At 72.7% G+C, this 14,278-nt stretch carries 10 protein-coding genes; 8 read left to right on the forward strand and 2 right to left on the reverse strand.

Going from position 1 to position 14,278, the window contains the following annotated elements; genetic code table 11:
• Window positions 1-45: 45 nt before the first annotated feature.
• Both rfbB and OG580_RS02780 read right to left on the reverse strand, forming a co-directional pair.
• Window positions 46-1,005, reverse strand: a complete 960-nt coding sequence (gene rfbB / locus OG580_RS02775; RefSeq protein ID WP_267042034.1) for a dTDP-glucose 4,6-dehydratase — start codon at window positions 1,003-1,005, stop codon at window positions 46-48.
• Window positions 1,002-2,066, reverse strand: coding sequence for a glucose-1-phosphate thymidylyltransferase (locus tag OG580_RS02780; protein ID WP_267042035.1), 1,065 nt, complete (start codon window positions 2,064-2,066; stop codon window positions 1,002-1,004). The genes rfbB and OG580_RS02780 overlap by 4 nt, the downstream gene beginning before the upstream one ends.
• Before the next feature lie 253 nt (window positions 2,067-2,319).
• On the opposite strand from OG580_RS02780, the gene OG580_RS02785 reads away from it, so the two are divergent.
• Genes OG580_RS02785 through OG580_RS36120 form a run of 8 tightly spaced genes read left to right on the forward strand, consistent with a single transcriptional unit; the run spans window position 2,320 to window position 14,237 of the window.
• The gene (locus OG580_RS02785) at window positions 2,320-3,621 is read left to right on the forward strand and encodes an aspartate aminotransferase family protein (RefSeq protein WP_267042036.1); all 1,302 of its coding nucleotides are present in this window, start codon (window positions 2,320-2,322) and stop codon (window positions 3,619-3,621) included.
• Entirely contained in the window at window positions 3,618-4,643 is a 1,026-nt protein-coding gene (locus OG580_RS02790) for an ATP-binding cassette domain-containing protein (RefSeq protein WP_267042037.1), read from the forward strand. The genes OG580_RS02785 and OG580_RS02790 overlap by 4 nt, the downstream gene beginning before the upstream one ends.
• On the forward strand, window positions 4,640-5,455 hold the full coding sequence (locus tag OG580_RS02795; RefSeq protein ID WP_267042038.1) for an ABC-2 family transporter protein: 816 nt from the start codon (window positions 4,640-4,642) through the stop codon (window positions 5,453-5,455). The genes OG580_RS02790 and OG580_RS02795 overlap by 4 nt, the downstream gene beginning before the upstream one ends.
• Window positions 5,452-6,252, forward strand: coding sequence for an ABC transporter permease (locus tag OG580_RS02800; RefSeq protein ID WP_267042039.1), 801 nt, complete (start codon window positions 5,452-5,454; stop codon window positions 6,250-6,252). Before OG580_RS02795 ends, OG580_RS02800 begins: the two co-directional genes overlap by 4 nt.
• 8 nt (window positions 6,253-6,260) lie before the next feature.
• Window positions 6,261-7,940 carry a phosphotransferase gene (locus OG580_RS02805; RefSeq protein ID WP_267042040.1) on the forward strand — a complete coding sequence of 560 codons (1,680 nt, stop codon included), beginning with the start codon at window positions 6,261-6,263 and terminating at the stop codon, window positions 7,938-7,940.
• Window positions 7,937-10,057: a glycosyltransferase gene (locus tag OG580_RS02810; protein WP_267042041.1), complete on the forward strand. Its 2,121-nt coding sequence runs from the start codon at window positions 7,937-7,939 to the stop codon at window positions 10,055-10,057. Before OG580_RS02805 ends, OG580_RS02810 begins: the two co-directional genes overlap by 4 nt.
• On the forward strand, window positions 10,050-11,168 hold the full coding sequence (locus OG580_RS02815; RefSeq protein ID WP_267042042.1) for a sugar phosphate nucleotidyltransferase: 1,119 nt from the start codon (window positions 10,050-10,052) through the stop codon (window positions 11,166-11,168). The genes OG580_RS02810 and OG580_RS02815 overlap by 8 nt, the downstream gene beginning before the upstream one ends.
• Window positions 11,169-11,180: 12 nt before the next feature.
• Window positions 11,181-14,237 carry an HAD-IIB family hydrolase gene (locus OG580_RS36120; protein WP_323182546.1) on the forward strand — a complete coding sequence of 1,019 codons (3,057 nt, stop codon included), beginning with the start codon at window positions 11,181-11,183 and terminating at the stop codon, window positions 14,235-14,237.
• Window positions 14,238-14,278: the final 41 nt, after the last annotated feature.

Raw genomic sequence — 14,278 nt, forward strand, 5'->3', positions numbered from 1 at the left:
CGCGCCGGGGGTGTCCGGTCACTGGTGAGCTGTTCCTCTGATGTGTCAGTGGGTGACGGGAAGGCGGTCCGCGTACCAGCGGACCGTGTCGGAGAGCGCCCGGTCGAAGTCGGTACGGGGCCGGTATCCGAGCTCCCGCCGGATGCGGGTGTCGTCGACGGCGTACCGCTGGTCGTGCCCCTTGCGGTCCGTCGCCGGTGCGACGCGCTCGGGCCCGGCTCCGCACAACGCGAGGAGGCGTTCGGTCAGTTGGAGGTTGGTCAGGGCGGTGCCGCCGCCGATGTTGTAGACCCGGCCCGCGCGGCCGCCGGTCCTGACGAGTTCGATCGCGGTCACGTGGTCGTCGACGTGGAGCCAGTCGCGGACCTGGGAGCCGTCGCCGTACAGCGGCACGTCGCCCCCGGTGAGCAGGGCGGTCACGAAGCGCGGGACGAGCTTCTCGGGGTACTGGCGCGGCCCGAAGTTGTTGGAGCACCGGGTGACGCGGACGTCGAGCCCGTGGGTGCGGTGGTAGGCCAGGGCCATGAGGTCGGCGGCCGCCTTGGAGGCCGCGTACGGGGAGGTGGGCCGGAGCGGGGCCTCCTCGCTCGCGGCGCCGGTGGCGATCGAGCCGTAGACCTCGTCGGTGGAGATCTGGACGTACGTCGACACGCCGTGCCGCAGGGCGGAGTCGAGCAGGGTCTGGGTGCCGAGGACGTTGGTGCGGACGAACGGCGAGCCGTCCTCGATGGACCGGTCGACGTGGGACTCCGCCGCGAAGTGCACGATCTCGTCGTGGCCCCGCACGATCCGGTCGACGAGGAGCGGGTCGTCGACCGCGCCGTGGACGAAGCGGAACGCCGGGTGGCCGGCCACCGGGTCCAGGTGGTCGAGGCGGCCCGCGTAGGTGAGCTTGTCCAGGACGGTCACCGCTACGTCCGGCGGCCCGGCCGGTGAGAGCAGGTGGAGGACGTACGCCGAGCCGATGAAGCCGGCGCCGCCGGTGATGAGGATCCGTCGCGTCATGGGTTCAGGTGCACCTTGCTGTGGTCGCCGAGGACGAGTCGGTGGGCGTAGGGGAACGGCGGGGCGGCGACGACGGCGTCGCGCCCGATGAAGGACCGCTCGATGCGGCCGGCGTGCTCCACGTCCGCGCCGTCGAGGAGGACCGACGCCTCGATGGAGCTGTCGCGTACCCGGCAGTTGGCGCCGATGGAGGTGTACGGGCCGATGACGGCGTTGCTGATGACGCTGCCGGGCCCGATGATCACGGGGCCGACGATCCGCGACCCGCGGACGACGGCGCCCTCGGCGAGGCTCACGCGGCCCACGACGGCGCTGTCCTGGTCGACCTTGCCGTCGAGGCGTCCGGTGAGACCGTCCAGGACGTGGCGGTTCACCTCCAGCATGTCGTCGACGCTGCCGGTGTCGCGCCAGACGGAGGTCGTGTTCTCGGCCCGTACGTCGAGCCCGTGGTCGATCAGCCACTGGATCGCGGTGGTGATCTCCAACTCCCCGCGGGCCGAGGGCCGGATGGCGCGCACGGCCTCGTGCAGGGCGGGGGTGAAGGCGTACACGCCGATGAGCGCGAGGTCGCCGCGCGGGCACGGGGGCTTCTCCTCCACGCGGACGACGAGGCCGGCGCCGTCCACTTCGGCCACGCCGAAGGCGGTCGGGTCGGGGACGGGGGTGACGAGGAGGCGGGCGGCGGCGGGCTCGTCGGCGGCGCGGCGGACGAACTCCGCGATGCCGTCCTGGAGGTAGTTGTCGCCGAGGTAGACGAGGAAGTCGTCGTCGGCGAGGAACTCCCGTGCCACGAGCACCGCGTGGGCGAGGCCGAGGGGCCGCTCCTGTCGTACGTAGGTGATGCGGAGCCCGAAGGACGCGCCGTCGCCGACCGCGCGGCGGATGTCCTCGCCGTACTCGCCGACGATGAGTCCCACGTCGTGGATGCCGGCTGCCGCGATGGCCTCCAAGCCGTAGAAGAGCACGGGTTTGTTGGCGATCGGCAGGAGCTGCTTGGTCCCGGTGTGGGTGAACGGGCGGAGTCGGCTGCCGGTTCCGCCGGCCAGGACCAGGGCTTTCACATCGACTGCCTTCGTTCGAGCGCGGTCCGGGGGTGTCTGTGCACAGTCCCTCCTCGTGATCGAGGCATATGTCTGCGGTCGTACCCGCCGACTCAAGCAGAGCCTGACGAGGCACCGCAAGACGTCTCTGAAAGTTTCTGCAATCTCTTGCTAGGGGTCCCGTCGGGGTGCTTCACTCTCACCTCGAATCGATCACTCGAACGATCAACTGACCGGATATCCACTTCAGTTCGACCACTCCATGGGGGCACCGGTGGCAGGTCACCAGCAACAACAGCTGGTCAGAGAGGCGCGGCATCTGGCTCCCGGCGCCTCCGAGGAAGCAGCGCTCGGCGGCCGGGTCTTCGCCGAAGGGCGCGGTGCGGTCCTCACCGACCTGGACGGCAACCAGTACGTGGACTTCGCCGCGGGCACGCTCACCCAGTCCCTGGGCCACGGGCATCCCGAGGTCGTGGCGGCGCTGACGCGCCAGGCCGGACTTCTGTGGAACGTGCACGACAGCTCGACACCCGAACGGGCCGAGTTCTTCGAGCTGTTGGCCCGCCTGCTGCCCGAACACCTCAACACCTACGCCCTGTTCTCCACCGGCGCCGAGGTCGTGGAAGCGGCCCTGCGCGTCGTCCAGTCGACCGCCGAGCCCGGCCGCAACCGCGTCGGGGCCCTGCGCCACGGCTTCCACGGCAAGACCATGGGCGCCCGCATGCTGGTCCACTGGGACGTCGGCCACCAGGCCTTCTCCGGCAACAGCATCCTCGGCTACTCGCCGTACTGCTACCGCTGTCCCCTCGAACTCACCTACCCCTCCTGCGATCTGCGCTGCGCGACCCTCGTCACCCGGCACATCGCGCAGAAGCCGAACGTCTCGGCCCTCGTCTTCGAGCCCGTCCTCGGCGCGGCGGGCGTCATCGTGCCGCCCGCCGGCTACTGGGAGCGCGTGTCGGAGGCCTGCCGGGAGAACGGGGTCGTCCTCGTCGCCGACGAGGTGCTGACCGGCGGCGGCCGTACCGGCGCCTTCCTCGCCTCCGAGCTCGTCGGCGCCGAACCCGATCTCGTCGCGATGTCCAAGGGCATGGCGAACGGTTTCCCCTTCGCCGTCCTCGCCGGCCGCGACGAACTGCTCCGCGCGCCCGCCGCCTCCCCTGCGGGGGCCTACGCCTCCACGTACGCGGGGAACCCCCTCGGGATCGCCGCCGCCCGGGCGACGCTCGAAGTCGTCGCCCGCGACCACCTCATCGACCGGGTCCGGGTCCTCGGGGAGCGGCTCTCCGAGCAACTCGCCGCGCTGCAAGCCCGGTTCGACGTCCTCGGCGACGTGCGCGGCATCGGTCTGCTGCACGGCCTGGAGTTCGTCCGCGACGGCTCCTCCCGCACCCCCGCCCCGGAGATCGCCCGCGCGGTGTACACCACCGCGCTCGACCTGGGCCTGCGCACCTCGGTCGGCGGCCACATCATCCGGCTCGCGCCCCCGTTCACGATGGACGAGGCACTCCTCGACGAGGGCGTACGGCTCCTCGAACGGGCCATCGAGCTCGCCGTCGAGCAGGTGCCCGAGTGATCGTCGCCGAGAACCTCACCAAGGACTTCCGCCTGGTCGAGCGGCGGCCGGGACTCCTCGGCAGCCTCTCCACCCTGTTCACGCGCGACTACCGCACGGTGCACGCCGTGGACGGCATCTCGTTCCACGTCCGCGCAGGCTCCAAGACCGCGTACATCGGCGCGAACGGCGCCGGGAAGTCCACCACCATCAAGATGCTCACCGGCATCATGACCCCGACCTCGGGCCGGTGCCTGGTCGACGGCGTCGAGCCGTACCGGCAGCGCCGGCTCAACGCCCGCAACATCGGCGTGGTCTTCGGCCAGCGCAGCCAGCTCTGGTGGGACCTCTCCGTCCCGGACTCCTTCCAGATCCTGCGCAGGATCTACGAGATCCCGGACGCGGTCTACCGGCGCAACCTCGCCCTCTACCGCGACCTCCTCGACATCGACGCCCTGGGCACCACCCCCGTACGCCAGTTGAGCCTCGGGCAGCGGATGCGCGCCGAGATCGCGGCGAGCCTGCTGCACGACCCGAAGGTCGTCTTCTGGGACGAGCCCACCATCGGCCTCGACATGGTCCTGAAGGAGGCCGTCCGCACCCTGGTCAACCGGGCCAACGCCGAACTCGGCACGACCGTGCTGCTCACCAGCCACGACCTCTCCGACATCGCCGCCATCTGCGACGACGCCCTCGTCGTCGACGGCGGCCGGGTCGTCCACGAGGGCACGCTCCACGACCTGCTGCGCCGCGCCGACCGGCGCTCGGTCGTCTTCGACCACCGCGGCGGCCCCGCCGTGGAGACCGCCGCCCTGCGCATCGAGGCGGGACTGCCCGGCGCCTCGGCCGGCGTCACACAGGAGGGCCGCGTCCGCGTCGACTACCCGGCCGACGCGTTCTCCTCCCGGCACGTACTCGCCTTCCTCCTGGACCACTTCGACCTCGTCGACTGCTATGCCCCCGAACCCGACCTGGAGACGGTGCTCCGCCAGACGTACCGGACCGGCGGCGTCCCGGCAGCCCGGGACGGCGGTACCCCGTGAGGCTCCCGCTCCGCGCCGGAAACTACCTGCCCTTCGCCACCAGCGGCCTCCAGTCCCTGCTCCAGTACCGCTCCACGTTCCTGATCACCGGCGTCACCGCGGCGGCGGGCGCGGCGGTGACCGTCTTCCTCTGGCGGGCGGTGTACGCGGGGTCCCCGGGCCCCGGCCCGGGCGGCTTCACCCCGGCGAGCATCACCACCTACCTGGTCGTCGCCCAGGTGCTGGGCGTCGTCCACGCGAACCGGGTCGACGACGAGGTCGCCGCCGAGGTCTACCGGGGCGACATCGCGGTCATGCTGGTCCGCCCCGTCAGTTACCCGCTGGTCCGCTTCGCCGCCTCCCTGCCCGTCATCGGCGCCAACGCGGTCCTGGTCGGCGTCCCCCTGCTCGTGCTCTTCGCGGCCTTCGTCCCCCTCACGGCCCCCACCCCGGTGGACGCGGCCCTCTTCCTCGGCTCCACGGTGCTGTCGGCCGTCATCGCCTTCTGCGTGAACCTCCTGACGGGCATGGCCGGCTTCCTCACCACGAACACGTGGGGCGTGCGCATGGTCAAACAGGGGGTCGTCGCCTTCTTCGCGGGCCAGATGGTCCCCCTCGCCCTCATGCCCGGCGCCCTGCACACCCTGGCCATGGTCCTCCCGTTCCGGGCCATGGCGGACGGCCCGCTCACCCTGCTCCTCGGGCGGTACGAGGGCGTGGGCGGCGCGGCCGCCGTCCTCGGGCACCAGCTCGCCTGGTCCGTGGGGCTCGTCCTGCTCTGCGCCGCACTGTGGCGGTCCGCCGTCTCCCGCCTGGAGGTGCTGGGCGGATGACCCGGACCGTACGGCGCTACGTGGGACTCGCCTTCTTCCTCGGCGGGGTCGGTCTGCACCGGCTCACCTCGTACCGCCTCGACTTCGTCCTCGGCTCGGGGGCCTTCCTGGTCCGGGTCGGGCTCCAGACCGTGGCGGTGGCCCTGGTCTTCACCCACGTCCCGGCCGTCGCGGGCTGGTCCTACCACCAGGTGCTCTTCCTCCTCGGCTGCTCCCTGCTGCCGCGCGGCGTCGACCACCTCTTCACCGACCAGCTGTGGGAGCTGGGCCGCAAGCTGGTCCAGCGGGGCGAGTTCTACCGCTACCTGATCCGTCCGGTGAACCCGCTCTTCTCGCTCCTGTCGGAACGGTTCTTCCACCCCGACGGGTTCGGCGAGGTGATCGTCGGCGCCGTCCTGGTCCTGTGGGCGGGATCCGAGCTGGGCGTCGACCCCACCCCGCTGCAGTGGGCTCTCGTCCCCCTGATGGTCCTGTGCGGCGCGCTCATCCACACCGCCGTCAAGCTGTTCTTCGCCTCGCTGTCCTTCTGGACCGTGACGAGCATGCCGGCGATGCAGACGGTCACCCAGGTCTCCGAGTTCGCCGGGTACCCGCTCGACCTCTACCACCCGTCGCTGCGCGCGCTCCTCACCTGGGTCCTGCCGTTCGCCTTCACGTCCTACGCGCCCGCCGTCTACCTCCTCGACGGCGACACGAGCCTGGTCCGGTGGCTGCCGCTGGTGACGGGCCTTGCCCTGTTCGCCGCCCTGTCCGTCTGGCGGCGCGGACTTTCCAGATACGAGATGACCGGGAGTTGACGAACTGCGTGACCAGCGACATCCCGCACCCCACCCCGCACGGCGCCCCACACGACACCGGGCACGACACCCGGCTCCGCGCACTGCTGCGCGGCGCCCCCTGGATGCCGGAGGACGCGCGCCGCGCCGACCGGTACGAGCTGGTCGACGAGGCCGACCTCGGCCCCGGGACCGCTCTGCTCATCGTCTCCCCCGTCGGGGGCCCCGCGCACGGCCGGCGGCTCTTCGTCCCGGTCCGCACCGACGACACCGGGCGCCTCGGCGAGGCGCAGGGCACGATCGCCTTCGACCGGGCCTGCGTCCGGCTCGTGACGTCCGGCGGACGCGTGCCGACCGCGCGCGGCGGCCTCGTCGAGTTCCGCGGCGGCGGCGCCCCCACCCGTACGGTCGAACCGCTCCCCTTCGAGCAGGGCTGGTCGTCGAACTCGCTCTCGCTCGTCGCCGTCGACGGCCGCCCGCACCTCCACAAGGCGTACCGCGCGCTCGGTCCCGACGTACGGGAACCGGAGCTGCTGCGTCTGATGGACGGCAGCGGCCGCACCCCGCGCTGGTTCGGCGACTACAGCTACCTGCCGCCGGACGGGGGCGAACGGCTGCCCCTGGGCGTGATCTACACGTACACGCCGGGCAGCGGCATCGACGCGCCACTGCGCGAGAACCTCCGCTCGCTCTGGCCGGCGCTGCTCGGTGACGGAGCGGGGGACGGGCCGGACCGCGTGGACGGGTCGGCAGACGGGTACGGGTCGGCAGACGGGTACGGGTCGGACGGCGTGGGCGGGTCAGCCTGCGTGAACGGGTCATCCCGCGTGGACGGTTCGAGCCACGTGCGCGGTTCCGACGGCTCGGTCGACGCCCTCGTACGCCGTCATCTGGAACCTCTCGCGGCCCCTCTCCACGCGGCCGGGCGCTTCCTGCTCGCGTTCCACGAGGACCTGCGGGTACGACTCGGCGCGGGCACACCGCCGCCCGACTACCCGGTCGCCGACGCCCTGCGACGCGCCGGGGAGCGGGCCGCCGCGCTCGCCGAACGGGCGAGGACGGAACCGCGGCTCCCCTCCCCCGCCATCGCCGAGGGCTTCCGGGCGATCCGCGTGGAGATCGACCTGCTGCGGGCCTCGTTCGAGGCCTCGGAGGCACGGTGGGCAGCCGGCCCCTGCCACGGCGACCTCCATCTGTCACACCTGCTCTGGGACCCGCCGCGGCTCATCGACATCTCCACGCCCAGTACGGGCCCCGGCGAACCCGGCTGGGCCGAGCAGTCGCCCCTGGAGGACGTCGTCGCGCTCCAGCGCGCGCTGGAGTACTTCAGCGCCGACGAGGCCGCGTTCGAGAGCGCGCGGCTCCTGGGCGTCGACTCGACGGAGACGATGCTCGGCGCACTCGACGGGGCCACCGGCCGGCCGCCCCGTGAACGGGCCCTGCTCCTGCTGGTCTTCGAGGCGGCGGACGCCTGGCGGCGACGCGTCGCCGAGCTGCTGCTCGCCCCCGCCGTCACCGACGACCCCGCCGACGCGCCGCTGCGCCGGCTCCTGTACCTGCGCCGGCTGCTGCACGAGCTGGACTACAACTTCGCCCACGCCCGGCCGTACCACGCCGCGATCGACCTGCGGCACGCGATCGCGCTCGGGACGCCCCCGCTGCCTCCCCTCCCCTCTGGCCCGCCCTCTCACCACGAGGAACTGACGTGAGTGACGTGACCGCCGAACCCCTGCACATCATCGAGACGTACTTCGAGTGCTGCGGGTTCGACCACACCTTCCTCCAGGGCGGCACCTCGGTGTACCTCTGGAACCTCTCCCGCGCCTTCGCCCGCCGGGGACACCGGGTGTCGATCGTGACCCCCGCGCACGGCCGCCTGGACGACCTGCGCAGCCGCCACGACGTCGAGGACCTCGACTACGACGACCGGTACACGCTGCCCCTCGTCCTCGACCCCGAGGTGTGGAAGGGCTTCCCCGCCGAGGTCCCCGTGGAGCTGCGGACGACGGCCCACCGCATCCGCCGGGAGGACGTCGACCTCTACTTCCTGTCCAACGCGTACCTGGACCGGCTGCCCGACACCTTCTACCCGCCGTACGGGGCGAAGGGGAACGACCTCACGTTCTTCAAGCCGCTCGTCTTCCAGGTCGACAGCGTCCGCTTCCTGCGGAGCCGGTTCGCCGACGAGCGGGCCGTCGTCCACGCCCACGAGCCGTACTACCACTACCTGTTGCCGCCGGCGCTCAGCGGTGACCCGCTGAAGAGCGTGGTGACCACCGTGCAGAGCAACATGCCGATCACGAAGAAGGTGTACGGCCCCGAGGTCCGCCGGCTCCTCGCGGAGCTCGGCGCGCCGCCGCTGCCGCACGAGGCCCCGGCGCTGCCGGCCGGCGAGCGCGAGGCCCAGCGTCAGTACCAGGAACGCACCCATCTCCACTACGAGTACCGCTCCGACCACCTGACGGTCTACGACCTCGTCGCCGACCATTCCGACCGCATCGACTTCCTCTCGCCCGGGCAGCGGGACTTCTACAGCGGCTTCCGGGACACGCCCTTCCAGGACCTGTTCGCGGCGCTTCCCGTGGCCGGCACCGTCCGGCGCAACGCGCACAAGCAGTTCGTCGGCGGCTGCGCGATCTCCGACTCGTGGCTCGCCGGGGACCCCGACGCCGTGGACCGTGCCGAGGTCCTGACCGGGCTCGGTCTCGACCCCGAACGGCCCACGTTCTTCCACAACGCCCGGTACGCGGTGCATCACAAGGGCCAGGTCGAGCTCCTCCGGGCGATCGACCGGGTCCTCTCCGAGGGCCTCGACGCCAACTTCGTCCTGCGCTGCATCTCCCCCACCGGCATCGACGACCCGTACGTCCACGACGTCGCCAAGCGCCACCACGGGCGGGTGCACCTGGAGTGGGAGCGGGTCGACGAGAGCCGGGTCTTCGCCTACGCCTCGTCGGCCGACTTCTGCGTCTTCCCCTCCAAGTTCGAGATGGACACCTTCCTCATCGCCCAGGGCGAGGCCATGGCCTGCGGGGCGGTACCCGTCGCCACCGCCCAGTGGGGCATGGCCCACTTCCTGCACGACGCCCCGAAGGAGACGGGGACCGGCTTCTCGGTCAACCGCTCCTTCGCCGAGGACGACGCGCTCCTCGTCGCCGCGCTCGCCGACCGCTTCCGGGAGGCGGTGGCCCTCTTCCGCGACCGGCCCGAGGAGTACCGGGCCCTGTCGGCCCATGCGCGGGAGGTGGCGCGGAGCTTCACCTGGGAGCGGTGCGCCGACCTCCACCTGGAGGTGTTCTCGGCGCTCTGGCGCGGCGAGCCCGCCGTGCTCGGCGCCGACGACGCCCTGCGCCAGGGCTGGTTCGACCTGCTCCCGTCCCCCGTCTGGTCCGAGCGCCCGGAGGACGTACGCGCGGCCGCCGTCGCGGCGGGCGACCTCGCCGCCGTCGAACGGCTCGGCCCCGTCACGGCCGAGATCGGCCGCCGGCTCTTCGACGCCGCCTGGGAGCGTGCCGACTTCGCGGTCTGCGAGGAGGTGGTACGGCGCCTGCCCGGGCTCCCGGCGGAGCTGACCGCGCCGCTGCGCGACCGGTGCGTGCCCGGCGCGGACGGTCTCGTCTACCGGCTCCCCCACGCGGAGCGGGTCGAGCTGGTCGTCCCGTCACCCCGGGCCCCGGAGGGCCGGGCGTCTGCGGAGGTCACCGCGTGGACCAGGACGGGCCCCGGGGAGTTCACGGGCGCCGCGCCGCCGGCAGGGTCCGCGGCGCGTCTGCTCCTCACCCTGTCGAACGGCCGGGTCGCCTGGGACGAGGTGCACGGTGGCTGAGTACGACTCCGTCCGCACGGTCCTGCTCGCCGGCGGGCGCGGTGAGCGCATGGGCCGGCTCGGTACCGGCCGGCTGAAACCCCTCGTACCGTACGGCGGTGCCTGCCGGCTCATCGACTTCAGCCTCGCCAACGCGCGCGACTCGGGCATCGGCGAGGTGCTCCTCCTCTCGCAGTACGAGGAGCGGCAGCTCATGGACGACCTGCACATCGCCTGGAACACCGCCTCGCCCGGCTTCCGGGTCCACTTCGGACCGTACGACGCGGCCTACCGCGCCGCCGGCGAGGAGCTGCCGCCGCACCTCCCGCAGCGCGACTGGCCCCTCGAACGCGGCACGGCCGACGCCTTGATCCGCAAGGGCGACCACATCTTCGGCCCGGGCACGAAGCACGTGATGGTGCTGCACGCCGACCACGTCTACCGCTTCGACTACGGGCCGCTGATCCGGCGGCACGTCGAGAGCCGGGCGGCGCTGACGATCGCGTACCAGCAGATCGACCCGCGCTGGGTGCACCTCTTCGGCATGGTCGACTTCGACGCGGACGGCTGTCTCACCACCTTCGTCGAGAAGCCCGAACACCCCACGACGGACCTGGTGTTCGCGGCGTTCTGCGTGTTCGACGCCGAGGTGCTGGAGCGGTACCTCCGGGATCTCGACGGCACGGACTGGCAGCACGACATCAGCCGGGACGTGATCCCGGCGATGCTCGCGGCCGGGGAACGGATCCGGGGGCACAGGGTCGAGGGGCACTGGGAGGACATCGGCACGGTCGAGCGCTACCACCGCGCGCACCTGGCGATGACCCGGCCCGGCGCCGCCCTCCCGGTGAGCGCGCTGCCCTGGACGGTCTCGCCCTATCTGTCCCGCAGATGGGTCGAGGACGCGCCGGGCGTCCAGCGCTCGGTCGTCCCCTTCGACCTGGTCAGCCACGGGCAGGTCGAGGACAGCGTCCTCTTCCCCGGGGTGCGGATCGGTGCGGGGGCCCGGGTGCGGCGCAGTGTGCTGCTGCCCGGCACGGTCGTTCCCGACGGGGCCGACATCGACTCCGCGGTCGTCCTGGAGGACGGCTTCGTCCAGCTCGTCGAGCCGGCGCCGCACGCCGCACGCTGAGGGAGCACACCCATGCACATCATCAACTTCGCCTACGAGTGCGGGGGTTTCGACACCCGGCTCATGCGCGGGGGGCTCTCGCCACTCGTGTGGAACCTCTCCCGCGAGTACGCGTCCCGGGGCCACCGCGTCTCGATCGTGACGCCCGCGCACGGTCATCTCGACCGGCTGCGCGAGACGCACGCGATCGAGGACCTGGACTACCGCCGCGACCACACGGTGCCGCTGGTCCTCGACCCCAAGACCTGGCCGGGGCGGCCCGCCGAGGTGCCGCTCGCGCTCACGACGCGGGCACACCGGCTCCGACTGGACGGCGTGGACGTGTACTTCCTCTCCGACGCGCAGCTGGACCTGCTGCCGGACCGGCTGTATCCGCCGCCCGGCTCCGAGGGGCACGACCTGTCGTTCTTCAAGCCGCTCGTCTTCCAGGTCGCCGGGCTGCGCTTCCTCCAGGAGTGGGAGGAGTGGCCCGTCGCCGAACCCTCCGTCGTCCACGGCTTCGAGCCCTCCTACCACCACCTCGTGCCGATGGTGCTGCGCGACGACCCCCGGTGGCGCTGTGTCAGCACGGTGGCCGCCAACGCGCCGATCACCCACAAGGTGTACCGGCCACAACTCGACGCCCTGCTCCGGCTGTTCGGCCGGGACCCGTCGTCGCGCGCCGGTCTCGACGCCTGGGAGGACATGCCGCCGCCCGAGGACTCGCCCGAGGCCGCCATGATCCGGGCGCTGGCCGCGACGCGCCTGCACACCGAGTTCGGGCCCGACCACGTGTCCCTCTTCCCGCAGGTTCTCGCCCACGCCGATCTCGTGGACTTCGTCTCGCCCGGGCAGCGCGACTACTACAGCACCTTCGCCGACACCCCGATGGAGCGGTACGTCGACTCGCTGCCGGTCGCGGGGCTGCTCAGGGAGCAGGCGGGGAAGCTGTTCGACGGCGGCTGCGGGGTGTCGGACGCCTGGCTCGCCAGGGATCCCGCGACGGTCGACCGGGACGCGGTGCTGCGGTCCATGGGACTCGACCCCGCCCGGCCGGTCTTCTATCACGCCGCCCGGTACGCGGTGCACCACAAGGGCCAGCTCGAGCTGATCCGGGCCGTCGAGGAGGTGCTGGCCTCCGGCGCCGACGTCAGCTTCCTCCTGCGCTGTGCCACGGGCGCGGGCGGCGCGGCCGAGGCGCCCGCCGCCAACGCGTACTTCCAGCGGGTGGCCGACGCCTACCCGGACCGGGTGCGGCTCGACTGGCGGCTCGTCGACGAGGACACGCTGTTCACGGAGGCCGCCTGCGCCGACTTCTGCGTCTACCCGTCGAAGTTCGAGCTCGACGGCTTCCTCATCGCCCAGGCCGAGGCGATGGCCTGCGGGGCCGTCCCGATCGCCACCGCCCAGCGGACCACGGCCCACTTCGGGCACGCGCTGCCGCCGGAGGACCCGGAGGCGACGGGCTTCGCCGTGCGCGGCTCGTTCCGCGACGACGACACCGGACTGGCCCGGCTGCTCGCGGAGCGGATCGGGGAGGCGGCCCGCATGTTCCGGGAGGCGCCCGAGGCGTACGCCCGGCTCTCCGCCGCGGCCTCCCGGACCGCCCGCCGTTTCACCTGGAGCGACAGCGCGACGCGGCGGCTCGCCGTCTTCAGGGAACTCCTCGACGGTACGCCCCGGCGCCTGCCGGCGGAGGACGCCGTGCGGTACGGCTGGTTCGAGCTCCTCGACGAGGAGGCCTGGACCGAGCACCGCGACGCGATCGCGCGCCGCGCCGAGGCCCTCGGCGACGCGGCGGCCTACGGCCGGTGCGCGGAGCTGGACGCGGCGGCGTACGAGCGGCTGTTCGCGGCGGCGTACCGGCGGGCCGACTTCGCCCGCTGCGCCGCGCTTGCGGAGGCGGCGGGCCGCGAGGAGCTGATGGCCCCCGTCCGGACCCGCTGCCGGATCGCTCCGGCCCGGGACGGCGCACCGCACCGGGTGGAGTACGAGCATCCCCGGGTGGCGGCGGTCGACGTCGTGGTCGAGGCGGACGGGCGGGACGCCCCCTGGCGTACGGAACGGGCCGAGTCGGCGGCGGAGGCCGCGCTCTCGGACGAACCGGTGCCCGGGAGCGGGACGACGGAACTCGCCGCGCTGCGCCGCGACGCCGACGGGGTCTTCCGGGGCTCGTTCGGCGCCGGTTCCCTGCGGGGCGGTCTCGTCCTGCGGCTCACGCTCGACGACGGCCGGGTCACCTGGGACGACGTCGCGGTGCCGGAGGTCCCGCCGTACCTCGTGGTGGCCACGGACCTGGACGGGACGCTGCTGCGCGGCGACCTGACCGTCTCGGACCGGACCCGCCGGGCCCTCGGCCTGGTGGCCGCGTCGGGCGCCCGGCATCTGGTCGTCACCGGCCGGCCGGCCGCCGCGTGCGGGGAGCTCCTCACGTCCCTCGGCTACTCGGGGATCGCCGTCTGCGGTCAGGGAGCCCAGCTCTACGACGCCGACGCGGACCGGCTGCTCTCCTCGGCGACCCTCGACAGGGACCTCGCGCGGTCCGTGGTCGAGCGGATCGAGGCCGTCCTCGGCGGACTCGAACTGGGAGTGGTCACCTCGCCGCCCGAGAGCCGGTTCAAGGTGACACCGGGGTTCGGGGAGCGCGTCCGGCACGGCTGGGACGTCACCTCCGACCGCGCCCTGCTGTGGGACGCGCCCCTCGACAAGCTCGTGCTGCACCACCGCGCCGTCGGGGACGACGAGCTCACCGAGACGGCACGCCGGCTGTGCGGCGACGAGGTGACGATCGTCCACTCCGTGCAGGGCATGGTGGAGGTGCTGCCGCTCGGCGTCACCAAGGGCACGGGTGTCATGCGGGCCCTGGAGCTGCTCGGCTGCTCGGGGGCCGAGACGGTGGCGTTCGGCGACATGCCCAACGACATCCCGCTGCTCGCGCTCGCGGGCCACGGGGTGGCGGTGGCGAACGCCCATCCGGCGCTCCGCGCCGTCGCGGACGAGATCGCCCCCGCCAACGACGCCGACGGCGTGGCCTCGGTGATCGAGCGCCTGTTCGGCGCGGCCGTGACGCGAAGGGGTGACGTCTCGTGAGCGCCGGACGTCACGTGAGCACGGGACGTCACGTGAGCACC

This window comes from Streptomyces sp. NBC_00094, assembly GCF_026343125.1.
Lineage (GTDB): Bacteria > Actinomycetota > Actinomycetes > Streptomycetales > Streptomycetaceae > Streptomyces.

What these genes read in the sequence shown, in the direction of transcription:
- OG580_RS36120 (WP_323182546.1), top strand. Translation starts at nt 11,181, where the DNA reads ATGCACATCATCAACTTCGCCTACGAGTGCGGGGGTTTCGACACCCGG.
- rfbB (WP_267042034.1), bottom strand. Translation starts at nt 1,005, where the DNA reads ATGACGCGACGGATCCTCATCACCGGCGGCGCCGGCTTCATCGGCTCG.
- OG580_RS02800 (WP_267042039.1), top strand. Translation starts at nt 5,452, where the DNA reads ATGACCCGGACCGTACGGCGCTACGTGGGACTCGCCTTCTTCCTCGGC.